The 22,448-nt window shown below is 68.3% G+C and carries 18 protein-coding genes and 1 pseudogene; 11 read left to right on the top strand and 8 right to left on the bottom strand.

Annotated features, from left to right (window positions below; genetic code table 11):
* Window positions 1-5 precede the first annotated feature (5 nt).
* Window positions 6-5,473 (top strand): annotated as a pseudogene (locus IU452_RS17720) (carboxyl transferase domain-containing protein).
* A gap of 64 nt (window positions 5,474-5,537) precedes the next feature.
* Here IU452_RS17720 and IU452_RS17715 read toward each other — a convergent pair.
* The 4 genes from IU452_RS17715 to IU452_RS17700 all read right to left on the bottom strand — a co-directional run bounded on the left by IU452_RS17715 (window position 5,538) and on the right by IU452_RS17700 (window position 8,707).
* Entirely contained in the window at window positions 5,538-6,614 is a 1,077-nt protein-coding gene (locus IU452_RS17715; RefSeq protein ID WP_195110145.1) for a S8 family serine peptidase, read from the bottom strand.
* A gap of 164 nt (window positions 6,615-6,778) precedes the next feature.
* Window positions 6,779-7,135, bottom strand: a complete 357-nt coding sequence (locus IU452_RS17710; protein ID WP_195110144.1) for a hypothetical protein — start codon at window positions 7,133-7,135, stop codon at window positions 6,779-6,781.
* 19 nt (window positions 7,136-7,154) lie between these two features.
* On the bottom strand, window positions 7,155-8,108 hold the full coding sequence (locus IU452_RS17705; RefSeq protein WP_416382334.1) for a hypothetical protein: 954 nt from the start codon (window positions 8,106-8,108) through the stop codon (window positions 7,155-7,157).
* 113 nt (window positions 8,109-8,221) lie between these two features.
* Window positions 8,222-8,707, bottom strand: a complete 486-nt coding sequence (locus tag IU452_RS17700) for a DUF4232 domain-containing protein (protein WP_195110143.1) — start codon at window positions 8,705-8,707, stop codon at window positions 8,222-8,224.
* 237 nt (window positions 8,708-8,944) lie between these two features.
* Between IU452_RS17700 and IU452_RS17695 the strand changes: the two genes are divergently transcribed.
* From IU452_RS17695 to IU452_RS17655, 9 genes are all read left to right on the top strand, one after another.
* Complete coding sequence (locus IU452_RS17695; protein WP_195110142.1) at window positions 8,945-9,646, top strand: helix-turn-helix transcriptional regulator; 702 nt, start codon at window positions 8,945-8,947, stop codon at window positions 9,644-9,646.
* Between the two features lie 109 nt (window positions 9,647-9,755).
* On the top strand, window positions 9,756-10,127 hold the full coding sequence (locus IU452_RS17690) for a VOC family protein (RefSeq protein WP_195110141.1): 372 nt from the start codon (window positions 9,756-9,758) through the stop codon (window positions 10,125-10,127).
* A gap of 133 nt (window positions 10,128-10,260) precedes the next feature.
* Window positions 10,261-11,445, top strand: a complete 1,185-nt coding sequence (locus IU452_RS17685; protein WP_195110140.1) for a serine hydrolase domain-containing protein — start codon at window positions 10,261-10,263, stop codon at window positions 11,443-11,445.
* A gap of 86 nt (window positions 11,446-11,531) precedes the next feature.
* Window positions 11,532-12,683 carry an NAD(P)/FAD-dependent oxidoreductase gene (locus IU452_RS17680; RefSeq protein WP_324192685.1) on the top strand — a complete coding sequence of 384 codons (1,152 nt, stop codon included), beginning with the start codon at window positions 11,532-11,534 and terminating at the stop codon, window positions 12,681-12,683.
* The gene (locus IU452_RS17675) at window positions 12,680-13,588 is read left to right on the top strand and encodes an RNA polymerase sigma-70 factor (protein ID WP_195110138.1); all 909 of its coding nucleotides are present in this window, start codon (window positions 12,680-12,682) and stop codon (window positions 13,586-13,588) included. The genes IU452_RS17680 and IU452_RS17675 overlap by 4 nt, the downstream gene beginning before the upstream one ends.
* A 37-nt stretch (window positions 13,589-13,625) precedes the next feature.
* On the top strand, window positions 13,626-14,099 hold the full coding sequence (locus IU452_RS17670) for a flavodoxin family protein (RefSeq protein WP_195110137.1): 474 nt from the start codon (window positions 13,626-13,628) through the stop codon (window positions 14,097-14,099).
* Between the two features lie 226 nt (window positions 14,100-14,325).
* On the top strand, window positions 14,326-14,934 hold the full coding sequence (locus IU452_RS17665) for a TetR/AcrR family transcriptional regulator (protein WP_324192684.1): 609 nt from the start codon (window positions 14,326-14,328) through the stop codon (window positions 14,932-14,934).
* 118 nt (window positions 14,935-15,052) lie between these two features.
* Window positions 15,053-15,814: a 3-hydroxyacyl-CoA dehydrogenase gene (locus IU452_RS17660; RefSeq protein WP_195110135.1), complete on the top strand. Its 762-nt coding sequence runs from the start codon at window positions 15,053-15,055 to the stop codon at window positions 15,812-15,814.
* Window positions 15,815-15,888: 74 nt separating this feature from the next.
* Window positions 15,889-16,692: a nuclear transport factor 2 family protein gene (locus tag IU452_RS17655; protein ID WP_195110134.1), complete on the top strand. Its 804-nt coding sequence runs from the start codon at window positions 15,889-15,891 to the stop codon at window positions 16,690-16,692.
* A 324-nt stretch (window positions 16,693-17,016) separates the two neighbouring features.
* Here the strand turns inward: IU452_RS17655 and IU452_RS17650 are convergent, their stop codons facing one another.
* Window positions 17,017-18,213, bottom strand: a complete 1,197-nt coding sequence (locus IU452_RS17650; RefSeq protein ID WP_195110133.1) for an MFS transporter — start codon at window positions 18,211-18,213, stop codon at window positions 17,017-17,019.
* A gap of 801 nt (window positions 18,214-19,014) precedes the next feature.
* Between IU452_RS17650 and IU452_RS17645 the strand changes: the two genes are divergently transcribed.
* Window positions 19,015-20,832, top strand: coding sequence for an Eco57I restriction-modification methylase domain-containing protein (locus IU452_RS17645; RefSeq protein ID WP_195110132.1), 1,818 nt, complete (start codon window positions 19,015-19,017; stop codon window positions 20,830-20,832).
* Here the strand turns inward: IU452_RS17645 and IU452_RS17640 are convergent, their stop codons facing one another.
* From IU452_RS17640 to IU452_RS17630, 3 genes are all read right to left on the bottom strand, one after another.
* Window positions 20,833-21,453 carry a TetR/AcrR family transcriptional regulator gene (locus IU452_RS17640; RefSeq protein WP_195110131.1) on the bottom strand — a complete coding sequence of 207 codons (621 nt, stop codon included), beginning with the start codon at window positions 21,451-21,453 and terminating at the stop codon, window positions 20,833-20,835.
* 120 nt (window positions 21,454-21,573) lie between these two features.
* Window positions 21,574-21,732: a hypothetical protein gene (locus tag IU452_RS17635; RefSeq protein ID WP_228817974.1), complete on the bottom strand. Its 159-nt coding sequence runs from the start codon at window positions 21,730-21,732 to the stop codon at window positions 21,574-21,576.
* A gap of 185 nt (window positions 21,733-21,917) precedes the next feature.
* Window positions 21,918-22,433, bottom strand: coding sequence for a gamma carbonic anhydrase family protein (locus IU452_RS17630; protein WP_195110129.1), 516 nt, complete (start codon window positions 22,431-22,433; stop codon window positions 21,918-21,920).
* Between the last annotated feature and the right edge of the window lie 15 nt (window positions 22,434-22,448).

The raw sequence follows: 22,448 nt of genomic DNA, 5'->3' as shown, positions 1-22,448 counted from the left end.
GGCGAGTGTTCAGCCGTATCGCCATCGTGAACCGGGGTGAGGCCGCTATGCGCCTCATTCACGCCGTCCGGGATTTGGCCGCGGAGACCGGACAGCCGATCGAAACCGTAGCCCTGCACACCGACGTCGACCGGAACGCGACGTTCGTGCGGGAGGCCGACATCGCCTACGACCTCGGTCCGGCGTCCGCGCGCCCGTATCTGGATCTGAAGGCCCTCGAGCGCGCGCTGAAGGCCACCGAGGCCGACTCCGCCTGGGTGGGCTGGGGTTTCGTCGCGGAGGATCCGGCGTTCGCGGAGCTGTGCGAGCAGATCGGGGTCACCTTCATCGGCCCGAGCCCGGAGGCCATGCGCAAGCTCGGCGACAAGATCGGCGCGAAGCTGATCGCCGAGGAGGTCGGCGTGCCGGTGGCGCCGTGGAGCCGCGGCGCGGTCGAGTCCGTGGAGGCCGCCGTGGCGGCCGCGAACGAGATCGGCTATCCGCTGATGCTGAAGGCGACCGCGGGTGGCGGTGGCCGCGGCATCCGGGTGATCACCAACGAGGCCGAGCTCGTCGACGCCTACGACCGCACCAGCCAGGAGGCCGCGCGGGCGTTCGGCAGTGGTGTCGTGTTCCTGGAACGGCTGGTCACCGGCGCCCGGCACGTCGAGGTCCAGGTGATCGCGGACGGCCAGGGGACCGCGTGGGCGCTCGGTGTGCGCGACTGCTCGGTGCAGCGGCGTAACCAGAAGGTCATCGAGGAGTCGGCGTCACCGGTGCTGAGCCCCGAGCAGGTGGCCGAGCTGAAGGCGTCGGCCGAGCGGCTGGCGGTCGCGGTCGGGTATCGCGGTGCGGCAACCGTCGAATTCCTCTACCACCCCGGTGAGAAGCTGTTCGCATTCCTCGAGGTCAACACCCGGCTGCAGGTCGAGCATCCGATCACCGAATCCACCACCGGTTTCGACCTGGTCCGGGCGCAACTGCTGGTGGCGTCCGGGGGCCGGCTCGAGGGTGCGCCCCCGGCCGAGCGTGGGCACGCCATCGAGGCCCGGCTCAACGCCGAAGACCCCGACCGCGACTTCGCGCCCGCCCCGGGCCGCATCGCGCGGCTGGACCTGCCGGCCGGACCGGGCATCCGCGTCGACACCGGTGTCAGCGAGGGCGACACCATTCCCGCCGACTTCGACTCGATGATCGCCAAGATCATCGCCTACGGCCGTAACCGCGACGAGGCGCTGGGCAGGCTGCGCCGCGCGATGGTGCAGACCCGGGTGGTCATCGAGGGCGGCGCCACGAACAAGAGCTTCGTGCTCGACCTGCTGAACCAGCCCGAGGTGATCGACGCCAGCGCGGACACCGGCTGGATCGACCGTGTCCGCGGCGAGGGACGTCTCGTCTCGCACCGCCACTCCGCCGTCGCCCTGGCCGCCGCGGCCATCGATGCCTACGAGGAGGAGGAGCGGGTCGAACAGCAGCGGCTGCTGTCCACGGCATCCGGTGGGCGTCCGCAGGTGCAGCACAAGAGCGGCCGTCCGCTCGACCTCAAGCTGCGCGGGGCGGGCTACCGCGTCCGCGTCGCACGCGTCGGCGCGCATCGGTTCCGGATCGGCATCGAGGCGGGCGGCGACATCCGCGCCGCCGATGTCGATCTCGAGCGCTTCGACCACCACACCGCGCAGATCGTGGTCAACGGCACCCGGTACCGCTTGATCACCGGCACGCACGGGCCGATCCACCTGGTCGACGTCGACGGTGTGACCCATCGGATCAGCCGCGACGAGGGCGGTGTCGTCCGCGCACCCGCCCCCGCGCTGGTCGTGGCCACGCCGCTGCAGATCGGCGCCGAGGTCGAAGCCGGTGCGCCGGTGCTGGTGCTGGAGAGCATGAAGATGGAAACGGTGCTGCGCGCGCCGTTCCGGGCGCGGTTGAAGGAATGCAGTGTCTCCGTCGGCACTCAGGTGGAGACCGGTGCGCCGCTGCTGCGGCTGGAACCGCTCGCCGAGGACGGCGCGGCCGCGGAGGGCGCGGCGGTCGGCTCGGTCGAGCTGGACCTGCCCGACGAGCCCGCCCCCGTCCAGCCGCACGAGCGGCTGACCCGCTGCCTGCAGGGACTGCGCAGCCTGCTGCTCGGTTTCGACGTCGACCCGCACGACGATCGCCGCGTGGTCGAGGACTACCTCACCGCGCGCCGGGCGGCCATCGCCGACAACCATCGGCCCCTCGCCGAGGAACTCGAACTCGTGCAGGTCTTCGCCGACCTCGCCGAACTGAGCCACAACCGGTCGTGGGACGAGGACGGCAGCCACGGCCATGTGCACAGCGCCCGCGAGTACTTCCACACCTATCTGCAGAGCCTCGACGTCGAGCGGGCCGGGCTGCCGGAGTCGTACCGGGCCAAGCTCGCCAAGGCGCTCGGACACTACGGCGTCACCGAGCTGGACCGCTCGCCCGATCTCGAGGCCGCGGTCTTCCGGATCTTCCTGGCCCAGCAGCGTCCGTCCGACACCGCCGCGGTCATCACGACACTGCTGCGGGAGTGGCTGGGGGAGCCGGTGCCGGACCGGGCGCTGCGCGAGCCGGTCGGCCTGGCGCTCGAGCGACTGGTGGCCGCGACGCAGGTGCGCTTCCCGGTGGTCGCCGATCTCACCCGCGGCCTGGTGTTCGCATGGTTCGGCCAGCCGTTGCTGCGGCGCAACCGCGCCCGCGTGTACACCAACGTCCGCAGGCACCTGCGCCACCTCGACGCGCACCCGGACACTGCCGATCGCGCCGAGCGCATCTCCGACATGGTCCGCAGCACCGAGCCGCTGGTGCGACTGCTCGGCCAGCGCCTGGTACGCGGCAACCCGGACAACACCGTCATGCTGGAGGTCCTGACCCGGCGGTACTACGGCAACAAGGGACTCACCGGCGTTCGCACGCATGAGGTGGGAGGCTGCACCTTCGTGATCGCCGAGCGCCGCGGCTTGACCCTGGTGTCGGCCGCGGTGCGTTTCGAGGCACTCGACACCGTGCTGCGCGGGCTCACCGAGCTGGCGAGCGGCGCGATGTCCATCGAGGCCGACATCTACCTCGGCTGGGAGAAGCAGCCCGAGGACCACGACGCGATGGCCGCGGCCCTGCAGGATGTGCTCGGCGCGCAACGGCTCCCGAATCAGGTGCACCGGATCACCACCACCGTCGCGGGTAGCGGCGGCGCGGTGATGCACCACCACTTCACCTTCCGTCCGTCGGCCACCGGTATGGCCGAGGAGCGACTGATCCGCGGCCTGCACCCGTACATCGCCGAGCGGATGCAGATGAAGCGGCTGCGCAAGTTCGACCTCACCCGGCTGCCGTCCTCGGACAACGACGAGGTCTACCTGTTCCGGTGCGTCGCGAAGGAGAATCCGTCCGACGAGCGACTGGTCGCGTTCGCGCAGGTGCGCGACCTGACCGCACTGCGCGAGCAGGACGGCCGGCTGCTGGCGCTGCCGACGGCCGAGAGCACCATCGCCACCTGCCTCGACTCGATTCGCCGGGCACAGTCGCGGCGGCCGTCGTCGGCCAGGCGCTTCAACACCAACCGCATCGTCATGTACATCTGGCCGCCGATCGACATGACCCCCGACGAGTTCGAGACCATCGTCGAACGCGTGGAGCCGACGATCGCGGGTGCCGGGCTGGAGGAGATCCTGATCATCGCGCGGCAGCGCGACCCGAAGACCGCCGGTTGGTCAAGGTCGCCGTGCGCATCCGTTTCGACGCCACCGGCGGCACCGAGGTGATCGTCGGCGAGCGGTCCGACGATCCGGTCGAGCCGCTCGACGAGTACCGGCAGAAGGTGCTGCGGGCCAGCAGCCGCAACACCGTGTACCCCTACGAATTGACCGGTTTCCTCGGCGAGTTCACCGAGTACGACCTCGACGCCTCCCACGCCTTGGTCCCCGTCGACCGGCCCAAGGGGCGCAACACCGCGGCAATCGTCGCGGGCGTGGTCACCACGCCGACCGAACGGCATCCGCAGGGCGTCACCCGGGTGGTGCTGCTCGGTGATCCGACGAAATCGCTCGGCGCCCTGTCGGAACCGGAGTGCCGCCGCGTGATCGCCGCACTGGATCTGGCCGAACGGATGCGGGTGCCGCTGGAGTGGTACGCGCTGTCCTCCGGCGCCCGGATCTCGATGACGTCCGGCACGGAGAATATGGACTGGGTGGCGGCGGCGCTCAAGCGGATCGTCGAATTCACCCAGGACGGTGGCGAAATCAACATCGTGGTGTCGGGCATCAACGTCGGCGCTCAGCCGTACTGGAACGCCGAGGCCACCATGCTCATGCACACCAAGGGCATCCTGGTGATGACCCCGGATTCCGCGATGGTGCTCACCGGTAAGCAGGCGCTGGACTTCTCCGGCGGCGTGTCGGCCGAGGACAACTTCGGCATCGGCGGCTACGACCGGGTGATGGGCCCCAACGGTCAGGCGCAGTACTGGGCGCCGAATCTGACCGCGGCCCGGGACATCCTGATGTCGCACTACGACCACACCTACATCGCGCCCGGCGACCGATCGCCGCGGCGGGCGCAGACCAGCGACCCCATCGATCGCGACGTCTCCGACTTCCCGCACGTGATGGCGGACAGCGACTTCACCACGGTCGGCGAAATCTTCTCCGCCACAGCCAATCCGGATCGCAAGAAACCCTTCGACATCCGGATCGTGATGCGGGCGCTGGCCGACCAGGACCACCCGGTGCTGGAACGCTGGGCGGGGATGGCCGATGCGGAAACCGCGGTGGTGCAGGACGCGCATCTCGGCGGCATCCCGGTGTGCCTGCTCGGCATCGAGTCACGGGGTGTGCCGCGGCGCGGCTTCACGCCGACCGACGGCCCCGAAACCTACACCGCGGGCACGCTGTTCCCCCAGTCGTCGAAGAAGGCCGCGCGGGCGATCAACGCCGCCAGTGGCAATCGGCCGCTGGTCGTGCTGGCGAACCTGTCGGGCTTCGACGGCTCGCCGGAGTCGATGCGCAAGTTGCAGCTCGAGTACGGTGCCGAGATCGGCCGCGCGATCGTGAACTTCCAAGGGCCCATTGTGTTCTGCGTGATCTCCCGGTATCACGGTGGCGCGTTCGTGGTGTTCTCGAAGGCGCTGAATCCGAATATGACCGTGCTCGCGCTGGAGGGCTCGTTCGCGTCGGTGCTCGGCGGTGCCCCGGCCGCTGCGGTGGTGTTCGCCGGTGAGGTCGACACCCGCACCGCGGCCGATCCGCGGGTGCGGGAGCTGGAGGCACGTGCCGCGAACGCCTCCGGTACCGGCCGCGCGGCCCTGATCGCCGAACTCGACGAGCTCCGGTCCTCGGTCCGCACGGAGAAACTCGGTGAGGTCGCCGCGGAGTTCGACCGCGTGCACAATATTCAGCGCGCCGTCGAGGTCGGCTCGGTCGACGCCATCATCCGACCCGCCGAACTGCGCCCGCGCATCATCGAGGCCATCGAGGCCCGCCTGCACGGCTGACGCCGCCCGCGCGGAGCCCCTCGCTCGTAAAAGATCGGAGCGAGGGGCTTTCGGCGTTATGCGGTTACGAGGCGACCGCGGCCGCCGCGTCGACGATGCCGAAGCCGTACACGGGGTTGTAGAGCCCGCGAATGGCGCCGCCGAGGAACGGCAGGCGTGCGGTTCTGAGGATCGCGCTGTAGATCTCCGTCCGGCTCCGTCCCTGAGCGGCAAGCAGGGCCGCGACACCGGAGACATGCGGGGCCGACAACGACGTTCCGGAGAACGCGTCGTAGTCCGGTTGCCCGCAGGCGGCCGAGCCGGTGCCCTGCGGGACCGCAGACCACACGTTGTCGTCGCAGTTGATCAGGCCCGCACCGCCCGGAGCGGAGACGATCTTCAGATCCGCCTTGAGGCCGAACTGTGAGTACCAGCTCTTGAGCTCGTAGCGGTCGGTGGCGACCACGCAGATCACGTCACGGGTGAACGCCGGATCCGAGCACAGCGGGATCGCGGTGTTGCCCGCCGCGGCCACGACCGCGACATCCTGGCTCAGCGCGTACGCGATCGCGTCGGACAGGCGAGTCTCGAGCCCGAGCAGCGTCAGCAACTGGTCGTTGGGGAGGCCTGCGAGGCTCAGGTTGACGACGTCGGCGCCGTGGTCGGTGGCCCACCGGACACCATCGGCGACGTCCTCGTAGGTGCCGGTCTCCTCCAGCACCTTTACCGGCATGATCTTCGCGTCGGGCGCGACACCGGCAATGCCGATCCCGTTGCCCGTCGCCGCGGCCGCAATGGCCGCAACGTGGGTGCCGTGCACATCGACCGCGTCCCCGATACCGTCGGTTCCCTTCCAATCGCCGTTGCCGCACGGCCGCTGCCCCGGGGGACAGTCGGTGAAGGTGGCGCCTGGGACGAGTTTGCCCTGCAGATCCGGGTGAGTCAGATCGACGCCGGTGTCGACCACCGCGATCACGGTGCCGACCCCGGTGCTCATCGGCCACGCTTGCGGCGCGTTGATCTGGGTGAGCCCCCACTGCTTGCCGATCAGGGGGTCGTTGGTCGCGGCGTTCGAGGGCGTCGCCAGGGCGACCACCGCGGCGGCAACCGTACCGAGTGTCAACCCGGCCGTCAGAGAGGTCCGGGTGCGCGAGATTCGCATGATGTGCTCCACAAATCGAGCCCAGCGGCCAGAACTGAGCCGTGTATCGGTTATCCCGATACGGCGGCAGCCTGTTACCAGGTCATTGCCAGCCGCAGGTGGAGATTTGATAAATACCTTGTGGCTAGCTGTTACTTCCGCACCGCACGGGTTGCTGCGCGGAGCTACTCGCAGCTTGTGGGCTCAGTGCGGGCTTCGGCGAGCACGAGCCCGGTCCAGGCGGCGGCGCGGTGGGCGGCGACGTTGAAGACCCGGCGGGTGGTGAGGTTGACGGCGTAGACGGTGCGCTCGGGGACGCCGCCGTTGTAGGAGCCGAACCAGGCGACCGGTCCCGATCGCGGAGTGTCGCAGCGCTGGATGTCGGCGAATGCGTCGGCGGGAAAATTGAGCTGGTCGACGGTGGCGGAGGTGAGGGCGGCCAGGGTGCCGCCCGCTGCGGCGGCCGCCGCGGCCGCCGCGGCTTGGGTCACACACTCGGTGACGACGAAGAAGCGGCCGTTGGCGCTGGTGACTGTGGGCATGCGGATGCTCCGATCGGGACTATCGGGCGGGCGGCTCGAAGCCGTCTATACCGAGCTTCTGGCCGATGGCCGAGATGGCGTCGACGAGGGTATAGCCACCCAGTTGAGGCCAGCCCTCGCCGTTGGGACCCAGCATCTGGATCCATTCGTCCCGGATGCGTCCCTGGGTGTCGTGGGGCATCGGCACCTGGGTCGGCCCCGGTGGGGGTGCGAACCCGGGGATGTCGAGTTTTCGACCGACCGTAGCGACCCCGTCGACGAGGGTACGGTCGGCCAATTGGGGCCAGCCGTTGCCGCCCGGGCCCATGAATTGGATCCACATGTCGGCGACCGGATCCACCGAGACCGTCCCGACACCGACGTCGTTGGCGAACCTCTCGGGCGTGTATCCGTAGGCGATGTTCATATCGCAGTTGCCGAACGGCGGGGCGCCCTCGGGCAGGCCACCACCGTAGCCCTGGCCGTTGGTGTACTGATGGGCGATCTGGCCGGGCAGGTTGGGATTTCGGCCGTACCCCGCCCCGATTACGCGAAGTCCCTCCGGGCGAACCGGCCACATTTCGAAGAAGTCGGACCTATTGGCGTAACCGATCACCCGCAGGGTCGCGCCGAGCCAGTCGGCCAGCCTCCAATAGGCGCGGTTGATGCCGTCGGACTGATCCCCGCGAGGGTTTCCGCCGGATTCCACATCGACCATGGAGACCATCTTCGGGTGCGGACCACCCGCCCGCCCGACCATATCTCTGTGGGTGTCGACGGTGTCGCGCCAGTTCGGCCGCCAGTACATGTAGACGATGAAGCAGGAGATCCGCCCGGTGTTCGCGGCGTTGGCTGCCCAGGCGTAGTTCTGATAGAAGTTGCGGTCCCGGTAGGTGCCGTCGTTGGATCGGAACGAGAAGATTTGATACGGGTACGAGTCGTCGACCGGCACCCGCTGCCATTCGGATACGTCCGCGAAAAGCGAATCGACCATTGCTGCCTCCGCTGAGGTCTATGTCCCTCGATTTTCCTGCCGCCGCGGTGGTTACGGACCGGTAAGTGCACGACCTGTGATGGCGTCGTGATGTGCGGCTCTAGGGGTTCGGACTACTGGCCGGTGGGGCCCGCCACGATCGCGCGGACCCTCAGCTGGGTGGTGCTCGCCTGTTCGAGGCTGCAGGCGGTTCCGTCGTGCTCGAGGTACAGCGACGCGGTGTTGTCGGGCGGGTAGATGCGCAGCCCGGGCACCGGCACCGGCCGACATTGCTCCTCCGGAATGTTGCCCACGTCGGTCGCGAAGACCAGCGCCGACGCCTGCTCGCCGGGCGACAACAGGACCGGGCCCGACGCGGCACCGTCCCGCGCGGCGGGCGCACCGACCGGTGCACTGTCCGGACCGGTCGCGTAGGAGACGCCCGGGAATCCCTGGAGTACGCACGGCCTCGATCCGGCGTTGGTGAACACGATCGGGAACGCCATCGTCCCGGCGGCGCCGGTTGCCGGACCGAATCCGACCGTGAGATCCGATGTGCGGCACAGCACCTCGGCCCTGTCGCCGGTCTGCGGGACCGACGGTCCCGGTACCAGCGGCACCGTCGCCCCCGTAGGCAAACTCGTGCCGGAGGTCGGCGGGGGCGAGGTCGGCGGGGCCGACTGTTCGGAGCCACACCCGGCAGCCACCGTCGTCCCCCAGACGCCAAGCAACACCCACCCGATCCATCGTCGCCTCACATCGATTCACCGTACGCCGCCGCGGCACGTCTGGATCGTGGTTCGCGCTGTCGGTGCCCGTCGATATTCTGCGCGCAACAACGGCGGAACGGGTGGGCGATGAATCGAACGGACCGGCTGTATGCGCTGGTGGAGCATCTGCGGGCGGTGGCGCCGCGACGGCGCACAGCGCGGGAGTTGGCGGCGCACTACGAGGTGAGCGTGCGCACCATCGAACGGGATATCGCGGCGCTGCAGCAATCGGGGGTGCCGATCCACGCCGATGTGGGGCGCGGCGGCGGCTATGCGCTCGACAAGCGAATGTCGTTGCCGCCGTTGAACTTCTCGCCCGCCGAGGTGGTCGCGGTGGGCGTGGCGCTGCGGTACATGCGCGGCACCCCGTTCGCCGCCGCCGGTGCCGGTGCGCTGGCCAAGATGGTGGCCGCATTGACGGATGAATCGGCAGGTGCGGCACGGGATCTCGCTGCACGCGTGCAATTGGTGGAGGCGGTGGAGGAGCCGGATTCCGCCGCCTGCTCGGGCGTGGTGCACGAGGCCGTGGTCGAACGCCGGGTGATCCGGATGTCGTATGCGGACCGCTTCGGGGCCGTCACCGATCGCTGCGTGGAGCCCATGGCGCTGATGTGGGGTGCCGAAGGCTGGTATCTCGTCGGCTGGTGCCGGCTGCGGGAGGACGCGCGGGTGTTCCGGCTGGACCGGATCGTGCACGCGGAATTGGGTGAGCGGGCCGTGGCGGCTCGCCGACTGCGCGAAATCGACCACCTGCCGGCGGATCGGGTGGTCCGGACGGTCGGCTTGTGACGCTCGGCGGGTCCGTTGGAAAACACCGACATAGGGTTGTCGCCCCGGTATCCGAGGCTGGACGAGTGCAGCCGCCCGGGCTGCACTGCGATTCGAGGAGGCCCCTTCCATGACCCCAGCTTTCGACACCGTGGCCTGGTTCCAGATCGGCACCCCCGATCCCGCTGCCGCCCAGCGGTTCTACGGCGAGCTGTTCGGCTGGACCTACCGCACCGATCCCGGCAGCGGCGACGGCTACCAGCTGATCAGCTATCCCGGCGCCACCGTTCCCTCCGGCGGAATCGCCGAGGAGCAGCCCGGAACCGGATACGCGGTGTTCTGCGTGATGGTCCGCGATGTGGCAGCCACCTGCGACCGCGCGACGGAACTGGGAGGCAAGGTGCTCGCGCCGCCCGCCACGACACCGGACGGCTTGGTCTCCGCCGACCTGCTCGACTCCGACGGCAACCGTTTCATGGTGTTCACCCCGGCGCCGCGGTAAGCAGAGGGCAGATGTGGGGAGCGGCAGCGTTCGGGTTAGGGCCAGCACCACCGGAAAGAAGGGGGGTTGCCATATGGGAGAGGTGTTCGGGCTTCTCGTAGCGTGACTGATTCGGCAGCAGAAAGGAATCACCTTGCGCACCAGGGCATGTCATCGATCGTGGGCCACCGTGTTGGTGGCCGGAGCACTGATGGCCGTCACGGCGGGTTGCAGTGCCACGGGGACCGATCGGGGCGAGCCGGTCGCTGTCGATGCCGGATGGGTGGAGGTTACCGAGGCCCTGGGCCGTTTGGTCTCGGAAGACCACCTGCCCGGTGCCCAGGTCGTGGTCACTGATCACGGGCGGGTCCGGACCGCGAGTGCCGGAGTGGCCGATCTCGAACAGGGCACACCCTTCCGGGACGACGCCCGGGTGCGGATCGGCAGCAACACCAAGACATTCGTGGCGACGGTGATGCTGCAGTTGGCGGGTGAGGGCAAGGTCGAATTGGATGCGCCGGTGGAACGGTATCTGCCGGGAGTGGTGCACGGGCCGGGTATCGATGGGAATCGGATCACTATCCGAAATCTGTTGCAACACACCAGTGGACTGCCCGAATACGCAGCGGAGTTCGGGGCGCCTCCTAAGCCGGGTCAGCTCGACTTTCACTCCCAAGGCGTGCGGTGGGGGACCACGGATATGGCCGACGTGGTGCGCAATGCCCTGACCGCGCCCGCCGATTTCGAGCCCGGGTCACGGTGGGCCTATTCCAACACCAACTACGCACTCGCCGGGATGGTGATCGAGAAGATCACCGGAGGCTCGGTCGGTGCGGCGATCGCCCACCGCATCATCGAGCCGCTCGGCTTGCGCGATACCTACTATCCGGACCCTGACGAAACCGATATCCGCGGTCCGCATCCCCTCGGCTACAGCGAGGTCGGCGGCGAACGGGTCGACTACACACGCCAGAACGTGTCGTCGGCCGGTGCGGCGGGAGCGATGGTCGCGACCGGCGCGGACCTCAACCGTTTCTTCACCGCACTGCTGTACGGAAAGCTGCTGCCACCCGATCAGCTGACGGAGATGAAACGCACTGTCGCCCTGGAGGTGCCGGGGCCACCGATCGGCTACGGCCTCGGCCTCATGCACCGCCAACTGTCCTGCGGCAAAGACAGCTGGGGCCACGGCGGCGACATCGACGGATTCGAGACGCGCGGCGGCGTCACCGCTGGCGGCCGCTCGGTCACGGTGAGCGTCAACCAGGTCCCCGAGGCATCGGAGGCCGCAGACCACGTCATGAAGGTCGTCGACGCCGCCCTCTGCTCCACGAACTGACGTGACTGTCATCACACGATTCCGATGTCACGGTTGTCGGTCGGGCGGTGTCCACGAGGTGTGGGTCCAACTGATCGGAGCTGGTTGTGGTAGCGCGAGTGGTGGTTGTCGGCGCGGGTTACGCGGGTGTGATGGCTGCGAACCGGCTGGCGGCCGCGGGGCGGTCGGATGTGCGGGTGACAGTGGTCAATCCGCGGGATGTGTTCGTGGAACGAATTCGGTTGCACGAACACGCCGCGGGTGCCTCGGATGCGGTGCGGCCGTTGAGGGGTCTGCTGCACCGCGACCTACGGCTGCGGGTGGCGACGGTGGACGCGATTGCCGAGCGTTCAGTGCAGCTCGACGACGGTGGTGCACTCGGTTTCGACTATCTGCTGTATGCGGTGGGTAGCACGGCCGCCCGTGGCTCGACCGGCTCGGAGAATGCCTACGGTATCGCCGATCTCGAGGACGCCGACGCATTGCGCACGCGGCTGCGGCGGCTACCGGCCGGGGCGCGTGTCCTGGTGGTCGGTGGCGGGCTGACCGGGATCGAGAGTTCCGCCGAAATCGCCTACCGGTACCCGTCTCTGACGGTCGAGTTGGTGTCGCAATCGGTCGCCGGGTGGCTGCCCGCGTCGAGCCGAGCGGATATCGAGAACAGGCTCGCGAACGCCGGGGTTCGGCTGCGTACGGGGCGGCGGGTCATCGGCGTCCGTCCCGACGGCGTCGAGACCGACGTGGGTCGCCTACCCAGCGATTGCACGGTGTGGGCGGGATCGTTCGGCGTGCCGGATCTGGCCCGGCGCAGCGGCCTGCCGGTGGCGGAAGACGGCAGGCTCCGCACCGACGATACGTTGGTGTGCGTGGAAGATCGACGGATCGTCGGCGTCGGGGACGCTGTGGCGCCACCCCGGCATGTCGGGGCTCACCTGCGGATGAGCTGTCAAGCGGCGATCCCGATGGGCGCGCACGGCGCCCGCACGGTGCTCGCATTGATCCGGGGCGAACGACCGGCGCCGGTGTCGATCGGCATGGCCGGACAGGCGATCAGCCTCGGGCGGCGCGACGGTTTCATCCAGGCCACGCACCTGGATGACACCGCTCGAGAATTCGTGGTGACCGGACGGGCGGCGGCGGTGGTCAAAGAACGAGTGTGCCGCTTCACCATCACCTCGATGCGTTTCCCGCGGGCCTACCGGTGGCTTCCCGGCCCGACACCGACAGTGCCCGCGGCGACCCCGATCGCAGTCCGATGAGCGAGCGCAACGACCCGAAGACGTTCGACAGGTTGCGTCCGCTGCTGTTCACGATCGCCTACGAGATCCTGGGCAGCGCGGCCGACGCCGAAGATGTGCTGCAGGACAGCTATCTGCACTGGCGTGACACTCCTCCGGACGAGGTGACGTATCCACGCGCCTACCTGGTGCAGATAGTCACGCGACGAGCGCTCAACCAGCTGCGGTCCGTACGCCGCCGCCGCGAGGATTACGTGGGCACCTGGCTGCCCGAACCGATCCGCACCGAACACGACGCCAGTCATGACGTCCTGCTCGCCGAATCGGTGTCGATGGCCATGCTGCTCGTCCTGGAAACCCTCGGCCCGACCGAGCGGGCCGTATTCGTGCTGTCGGAGGTGTTCGGCCACAGCCTGGTCGAGATCGCCGGCATGATCGGCAAGACCGACACCGCCGTGCGCCAGATCGCGCACCGGGCCCGCGAGCACGTTCAAGCTCGGCGCAAACGCTTCGAGCCCGACACCGATACCAGCCGGGTGGTGATCGACCGGTTCCTGCTGGCCGCCCGCACCGGTGACGTCGGCACCCTCATGGACGTGCTCGCCCCGGACGTCGTCCAGATCTCCGACGGTGGCGGGCACGTCAGCGCCGCCCGCCGGCCGATCATCGGCGCCGAGCGGGTAGCCAGATATGTCGTCGGGCTCGCCCAGAACAGCATGGCGGACATGGACTTCGAGTTCGGCAGCTTCAACGCGCTGCCCGCGATCCTGTTGCGGTCCGGCGCCGACAAGCGCCTGGATTCCGTCGTGATGATCGAACTGACCGGGGACCGCATCACCGGGCTGTATGCGGTCCGCAACCCGGACAAGCTGCGCACCGCCGACGTGACGCGCCCTCTCGACCGGCCGAGCGGTCGAGAGGCCTGATCAGTACCGCACCGAAATCGAGCAAAGGAGCATCCTTATGAAGGCCATCATCGTGTGCGTCTCCGTGTCGCACGGCAACACGAAAAAGGTCGCCGAGGTCATCGGCCAGGTCCTGGGGGCCCGGGTCGTCGACCCCGAAGAGGTCGATATCGCCGAGCTCGCCACCTACGACCTCGTGGGATTCGGGTCCGGCATCTTCAACATGGCCTTCCATCCACGGCTGCGCCAGTTCATCCAGTCCCTCCCGGAGGGGCAGCGGCAGCGAGCGTTCGTGTTCAACACCAGCGGATTCCCCGAACCGCCGTTCCGGCGCTACATCCGTTCCCTGACACGGCTCCTGAGCCGTAAGGGCTTCGAGGTCGTCGACACCTTCTCGTGCCGCGCCTTCGACACGTGGCTTCCGCTCATGGTCGTCGGCGGCGTCCAGAAGGGACGCCCCAACGCCGCCGACCTCGAGGCGGCACGCACGTTTGCCGAAGGACTGCGAACTCGAATCGGCACCGCGTCCTGAGCGCCGATCCGGATACCGATCGTCGGCTCGGCTACCGCGGCAAGAAGAATCGGGGAGATGTCGACACATGAGCCGACGTTTCGGTTCTCCGTGGCTTCGCGCAACAGGGGCGTCGGCCAGGTCGGCGCGCGAGGGTGTATCGGCCGGGAATGCTCGACGGTGCCACAAGGGAATTTCTGAACCGTGTGGTACGCCTATCGGGCGGTAGCCGTTTAGGATGCTGGGCGTGAGCGAAGAGCGCATCGACGGTCGCAAGCTGCGGTATCAGCATCGTCGCCCGGAGTTGCTGGAGGCGGCGACGGAGTACGTGCTCGATCACGGCGTGAGTGATCTGTCCCTGCGTCCGGTGGCGCAGGCACTCGGAATCAGCCACGCTTCGCTGATTCGGCACTTCGCTACGAAGGATGCGTTGATCACCGAGGTCGTGCAAAAGATTCGGACCGATGTCCAGGCGCGCATCCGGGCGGTGGACTCGAGCGAAACCGGCACGGGCGCAGAGATGTTGCGCGCGGTGTGGCGGCGGCTGTGCGAGCCCAAGGAGCGGCGCCAGTTCCGGGTGCTGTTCGAGTTGGCGGCAGCACACGCCTCCGGCGTCGGCGCGACCGATATGGCGCAGGCGCTCGTCACCGACTGGTTCGATGAGGTCGAGCAGGCGCTGATCCGCTACGGCTGGCCGCCGGATACCGCGACGCAGGCAGCGACCTTCGTACTTGCTCAGATGCGGGGACTGCAGATCGACTTCGTCGCCACCGGCGACCGAAATCGCGTGGACCAGGCGTTCGAGATGATGATCGACCTGCTCGAACTGACGGGGTGGGGCGCCCCGGTCGAGTAGGACGCAGAACCCGCACGGGCCGAAGGCGAATCGTCGCAATCTCGACTCGACAAGATGCCTTTTTGCTACAAAGGTATCTTGTCGACAACGGGATCCCGAGCAGGAAAGAGTTCGATCGATGCAGTTGCACGACAGCGTCGCCGTGGTGACCGGGGCGGCCTCCGGACTGGGACTGGCCACCGCGCGCCGACTGGCGGCCGGCGGGGCCAAGGTGGTCGTGGTGGATCTGCCGGATTCCGACGGCAAACATGTGGCCGAGCAGATCGGGCCCGCGGCCGTGTTCGCCCCTGCGGATGTGACCGAGGAGGACGAGGTCGGCGCGGCGCTCGATGCCGCCGAATCGCTCGGACCGGTGAGGGTGGTGGTCAACTGCGCCGGAATCGGGCTGCCCGGTCGCGTGCTCAGCGGGGACCGGGTGCTGCCGATGCATGCCTTCCAGGTGGTCGTCGAGGTCAATCTGCTCGGCACCTTCAATGTGCTGCGGCTGGGTGCCCAGCGCATCGGGCGCACCGAACCCGTCGACGGTGAGCGCGGGGTCATCGTCAATACCGCGTCGGTCGCCGCCTTCGACGGGCAGATCGGGCAGGCCGCCTACTCCGCCTCCAAGGCCGCCATCGCCGGGATGACCCTGCCGCTGGCGCGCGATCTGGCCGAATACCTCGTTCGCGTGGTGACCATTGCGCCCGGCATGTTCGATACTCCGCTGTTGGCCGCGCTGCCACCGGAGGCCAAGGCCTCGCTCGAACAACAGGTTCCGCATCCGCGACGACTCGGCGATCCGGCCGAGTACGCGGCGCTGGTCGCGCACATCATCGAGAATCCGATGCTCAACGGCGAGGTGATCCGGCTCGACGGTGCCATCCGCATGGGTCCGCGCTGAGATTTCGGTTCCCAGTTGGCGAGTGGGACGCCGCGGTCTTCCGCGGTGAGTGGAACGAGTTATAGATTGTCCCCATGTCTGCCACCGCATCCGCCGCCGAGTTGTTGGCGGCCGTCGAGCAGTCGCCGCAGGCGATCGCCGTGCACGATCGTGCCGCGTGGCTGGAATTGTTCGCACCCGGAGCCCGAGTGGAGGATCCGGTCGGGTCGCGACCTCATGTGGGCGAGGAGGCGATCGGGCGCTTCTACGACACCCTGATCGCCTCCAGCGACATCGCGTTCCGCTCCGCACACGATGTGGTGTGTGGCACCAGCGTGTTTCGCGATCTGGCCGTCGAGACCCGCATGGCCCCCGGGGTCACGCTGCGGGTGCCGATGCATCTGCGCTACGACCTCGCCCACCTCGGCGGCGAGTGGAAAATCCGGCAGCTGCGCGCACATTGGGAGCTGCCGGTGATGAGCGCCCAACTGCTCGCGGCCGGTGTGCCCGGTGTCCTGGTGTCGGCGAAGCTGGGCCCGCGACTGCTCGCCAACCAAGGTATCGGCGGCGCACTGGGTTTCGCGCGTGGCTTCATCCGGGTGAGCGCCGCCGGTAAACGAGCAGCGACCGGCCTACTGGAATCCGCAGGCCGCGGCAGCACACCCGCCGTCCGAAACGCCCTCGCCCCCACCGCCACCCTGGAATGGCCCGCCGGAACCCGAATCACCCCCGAAGAATTCGTCACCCGAGCCGCCGGAATCCAAGTAACCAAGCCCATCTCCGCAGGCCGCTACGTCACCACCTCGGTCGAAACCACCACCGGCCGCGGCATAGCCGAACTAGAGCTATCCCGAGGCAGCAAACTGATCACCACAGCCCGCCTCTACGTCCCCGACTAACCCACCCCCTCGCGCCGCCCAATGCGTTTGCGTCCCCGAACAGAGGCCGAGGCCGCCCTGCCGTCCAAGGGTGCAACCCACCAACCGCCCGTCGACAAACCCAGCCGCACCCTTCGTTGGCAGCCGCACCCCTTCCGGTGTGCCGCAGTGGGTGCGTCCGTGAACAAGAGGTGCGGCTGTGTTGACGTGCGACGGGGAACCCGTCGACCTGCTGTGGGCGGAGCCCTAGCCGCACTCTTTGTTGGCAGCCGCACCCCTTCCGGTGTGCTGTAGAGGGTGCGTCTGCGAATAGGGGTGCGTCTGTGTTGGCGTGTGGTGGGGGCTCTAGCGCTTCATCGTCCTGCTTGGGGTCCCGGTAGAAACGGCGCGGAAAACAACGAGCAGGAGAACGAACGGCAGCGCGAGGGCCGCCAGGCCGAGCAGCACCGGACGCGGGCCGGCCAGGTCGATCAACGCACCGGCGCCGGCGAGGGCGAGCATGCGGACGGTGGCCGTCGCCGCCGTGCTCGCGGCGATCACCCGGCCGCGCACGGCATCCGGTGTGATGCGCTGCCGCGTCGTAGCCATGACAATGAACCCGAGCGCTGACGCGCCGTCGAGCACCAGCACCGTCGCCGCCAGCCACAGCGGAGCGTCGAACAGGGCGAGCACGCCGACCGCACCACCGTTGACCGACAGCGCCGCTGCCAGCAGGAGCGGCCACTTGGTGGTGTCGCAGAATCGGGCAAGCACGAAGCTGCTCACGAGGCCGCCGATGCCCGCCGCCGACACGATGAGACCCGTGGTGAGCGGCGTCAGGCGCAGCTCTTCGTTGGCACGTACCAGCAACGGCAGCAACGCCGCCGCCGCGAGCAGGTGCAGGTAGCACGCGCTCGCCAGCAGCACAGCCTGCGCCCGGTCCTGCCGCACCAGCCGCAGCCCGGCCAGCACGGACTCGTCGCCGCCGGATTCCCCGGGTGCTGGAACGTTCTTCGGCAACCGGGCCAGCAGCATGGCCGACGCTACGAAGCTCACCGCGTTGACCATGAACGTCATCAACGGCCCCAGCGACTGCAGCAGCCAGCCACCCGCAGCCGGTCCCGTCAGCGTCGCCGCAGCGTCCGAGCCTTCCACCAAGCCGTTGGCGCGCATGAGGTCTCGGTCTGCGACGAGGTTCGGCAGGTAACTGCTCGCCGCCGCGTGGAACACCGCGTCGCCGACGCCGGTTACCAGCGCGAGCAGCACCAGCGGCACCAACCGAGCCCCGCCGAGCATCACCTCCGCTCCGATCGCGACGAACGCGACTGCCCGGACGACGTCCACGGTCACCATCAGGCTCTTGCGTTCCCGGCGATCCACCACGGCGCCGACGTGCAGCGCCGCCAGGACCTGCGGCAGCTGGGCCGCCGCGCCGACGACGCCCGCCGTGACCGCGGACCCGGAGGCCGCGAGCACCGCCAGCGGCAGCACGACGTCGGTGACGCGGTCGCCGAGGATGCTCAGCGCCCGTGCGGCGAGGAAATACGGCAGCGGTTTTCGCATAGACAGCGGCGTCCCTGCAGGGCTACTGGCAGGACCTCGGCCTGGAGCCGCACGACGAGAAGACGCGCTGGCCGACAGCCCTAGCCACCCGCGACAACGCGGCCGACGCCACTACCCGGTGGCTGGACACAGAACCCCACGTCGCCATAGTTCTCGGCTGAAGGTGCTGCGTGGTGCCGCGAGCTGATGTTCCCAAGCCATGGGGTTCCCGGCTATTGATGCACCGAGCCTGGCCGATTTTACAGTTGAGTACGCACAAGGAAATCGAACTTTCGGGTTTCGGTTAGTGCGAGGCCATGTTGTCACGTACGGCCGTCGCAGTGACCTTGGGCGTATGGCGGGTGGTTGGCACTGATCGGAGTGTCGGGCTGGGACGTATCGTACGAGTCGCGAAGTGGTGTCGAATTTCGCCTGTGCAAACCGTGGTTCGAGGCACCAAGTGACGCCGGAATCCACCTGCGGCCGATGCCGGATTTCACCTATCTGGCCAGCACCCCTTGTGGTGTGCCGTAGAGGTTGCGTTTGCGAACAGGGTGCGGCTGTGTTGACGTTCGGTGGGAGCTTGCTGGCCGAGTGTGGGCTGAGCCCTAGCCGCACCCTTTGTTGGTAGACGCACCCCTTGTGGTGTGCCGTAGAGGGTGCGTTTGCCAATAAAGGGTGCGGCTGTGGGTGTGGGGTGGGTCCGCCTTCTTGTTGCCTGGAGTCCGGTGGGCCGGTGTTGGGGAGTGGGGGCTGGTTTGGGCGGGTGACCAGTGGGGTTGGGGTGGGTTGTGGGGGCGGGATGGGGGTGGGGCGGGCAGAATGCCGGGTGTGGATGGCTGGGGCGGGCAGGCATCGGGGAGCCGGCGGGTCGATAGGCCCGGCGGGGGTGGTGCGTGGCTGGCGGAGGGGGGTGGGGAGCGGGCGCGTAAGCGGCATGGGCGGCATTACACGCCGCAGCGGCTGGCGCGGTTCCTGGCGGAGCGGTTGTTCGAGCATGTGATGCCACCCGGGGATACGGGGGAGTTGCGGATACTGGATCCGGCGTGTGGGGACGGGGAGTTGTTGGTGGCGGCGAGGCAGGTGGCTGCGCGGCGATTTCCGGAGGCGCGGTTGCGGTTGGTCGGGTACGACCTGGATGGGGAGGCGGTGCGGGCCGCGGCCGCGCGTGATGACGGGGTGGGTATCGAGTGGCGGGTCGGTGAATTCCTCGGTGCCGCGGCCACCTTGGCGGACGGCGAATTCGATGCGATCATCACCAATCCGCCGTATGTGCGCACCCAACAGCTCGGCGCCGCCACCGCACGGCTGCTCAGCCGTCGCTTCGGATTGCAGGGGCGGATCGATCTGACCCATCCGTTCGTGGCCAGCGTCCCGCGCCTGCTGCGGCCCGGGGGCGTGCTGGGGCTGTTGTGCGCCAATAGATTTCTCACCACGAAGGCGGGCGCGAACCTGCGGGCCCTGCTGCGCTCGCAACTGACTCCCGTCGAACTCTACGACCTCGGTGACACACGCCTGTTCGAGGCGGCGGTGTTACCCGCCGTCACCATCGCCGTGCGGGGCGAACCGGCCATGCAGTGCACGTACGTCTCCGCCTACGAGACAGAAGGCGTCGAACCCTGCTGCGATACAAACCTTTTCACCATCCTCACCGAACCGCGCGACTGCGTGATACGGCACGACGGCCGGTGCATTGCCATCGAGGTCGGCACCCTGGCGACCGAGTCCATTGCGCCGCAGCAGAATCCAGCCGCTAGTCGGCTTGTCTCCGCTACAGCCGATTTCACCGTCGCCGATCATCGCGGCGCGGATTCCACGGTGCCCTGGCGGATGTCACGGCCCGGCACCGACGCCTGGTTGCGGCGGGTGAGCGAGGGGACATGGCGCACCTTCGGGGAGCTGGCACGAATCCGGGTGGGTATCAAAACGACCGCCGATCGAGTATTCATCTCCGATCGCTGGGAGGAGCGCGAACCCCGGCCCGAAACGGAACTACTGTTCGATCTGCTCACTCACCACGACATGGCCCCGTGGCGGGTCGCCCGAGAACGCGCCACCCGGGTGCTCTACCCCTACGACGTCGCCCGCCCGCGCCGCACACCGGTGGATCTGTCGCAATTCCCCGGCACGGCAGCATATCTGGCCGAACACAAGGACACCCTGGCCGCCCGCGACTACCTCACCGCGAGCGGGCGGGAATGGTTCGAGATCTGGGTGCCGCAACGCCCGCACCTGTGGCGCCAGCCCAAGGTGGTATTTCCCGACATCAGCGTACGCCCGAGGTTCGCCCTCGACCGCAGCGGCGCCATCGTCAACGGCGACTGCTACTGGATCTCGCTGCCCGATATCGGCGACGACACGCTCGCCTATGTGCTGATGGGCGTGGCCAATTCGACCCTGGGCCTGCGCTTCTACGATGCCGTCTGCGGTAACCGGCTCTACGCCGGGCGCCGCCGCTGGATTACCCAGTACGTGGCGCGGCTACCCGTCCCGGATCCGCGCACCCCCGCCGCGGCGGCGCTGGCCGACTGGGTGCGCGCGCTCGTCGAGGGCGGCGATCCCGACCCGATCATCCTGGACGAGCGAGTGGCCGCGGCATTCGAACTGGGTTCGCCCACAGTGGCATTCGGCCCGCGGTAATCAGCCGCGCTGCCCGCCCACCATCGGCAGTAAGGTGCGGCGCGCGAACTCGCGGGCCGCCTGCTCGTCCCCGAGCGGGATCAGCCCGTCGGGGGTCAGTGCCAGCGACTGGGCCAGCCGCGCCATGATCTCGGCCACCAGATCGGCGTCGAAATCCAACTCCGCGTTGGTCTTCTGCAATCCGCGTAACTTGTCGGCCAGATAAGCCCGGCCCACCGCCAGGATCGGACCGGCCTCGGTGGTCAGCCGCGGCAGGATTATATCCGGCTCGGTGCGCAGCAACCGCTGCAGTAGTTCGTTGCGCGCCAACAGCGTGATGAACGCGACGAACACCTCGACCAGTTGGTCCTCGCTGTCGTCGATGGTGCCGACCCGCTCCTCGATCTCGGCGACGAACAGCTGCGCCTCCCGCACGCCCACCGCCTCGACCAGGTCGTTCTTCGACTCGAAGCGCCGATACAGCGTCGCCGGGCTGATCCCGGCGCGGCGGGCGATCTCGCCCATGCTGGTGCGCTTGATCCCGAAGTCGAGAAACGCCGACAGGGCGCTCTCCAGCAACTGTTCACCGTCGGCCCGTGGTTTCTCCAGAATGCGGGCGAGGATGGGAGGGACGGATGGCATCGAGTCTCCAGTCGAATCGGCGGGATACCGCGTCGATGCGGAAGGCGGACAGTCATTATCTCATCGAATCGAGCGGCGGCCGGCGAATGCGGCGTGTCGCGGACCGGAGACTCGCCTATCTCACCGTAGATTCAGCGCGGCCATCTCCTGTTCGATCGCGTTGGCGGCGAAATCGACTCCGCTGGAGCGTAACTCGTGGACGCGGCGCTGCAGCGCCTCGATTCCCCCCGGCTGGGCCGCGATATCGGCCACACTGATCCGCCCCGTGGGTCGGTGCATACCGGACTGCTCGCACGACACCGTGAAACCTCCTGCTTGCCCACTTCGCGTGCCCGCCGTCCGGCCGGGCTCGCCTGCGCTACCAGCCGCACGAATTAATGTGTCGGCGGGAGGTCCGGACCCCGGGCACGCTGGGAGAATGCTAGCAAGGGTTGAACCTGGACGGCCGTCCAGTGTGGCCTGGATCACAGTTGGATCCCGTCGCGGTGGACCCCGAGATTGTGGACGTAGACCGCGGCATTGAGCTTGATGCGCTCCAGTTCGGCCTCGCCGAGTTCGCGGCGCACCTTGCCGGGCACGCCCGCGACCAGGGAGCCGGGCGGGATCTCGGCATTCTCCGGGATGAGCGCATTGGCCGCGATGAGGCTGCCCGCGCCGATCACCGCGCCGTTGAGAACCGTGGCGCCCATGCCGACGAGCACATCGTCGCCGACCGTGCAGCCGTGCAGAATCGCGTTGTGCCCCACCGACACTCCCGTGCCGACGGTGAGCGGGAAGCCGGGGTCGGCATGCAGGACGCACCCGTCCTGAATATTGGTGCCGGCGCCCACGCTGATGTCCTCGATATCGCCGCGGAGCACCGCGCCGTACCAGACACCGACCTGTTCGGCCAGCCGCACCCGGCCGATCACCGTGGCATTCGGCGCCACCCATGCGCTGTCATCGATATGCGGCGCGTGTTCACCCAGCTGAATCCTCATGATCGTGAACTTAGT

This window comes from Nocardia transvalensis (assembly GCF_015477765.1).
Lineage (GTDB): Bacteria > Actinomycetota > Actinomycetes > Mycobacteriales > Mycobacteriaceae > Nocardia > Nocardia transvalensis_A.
This window is presented reverse-complemented; position numbering and strand designations above follow the sequence as displayed.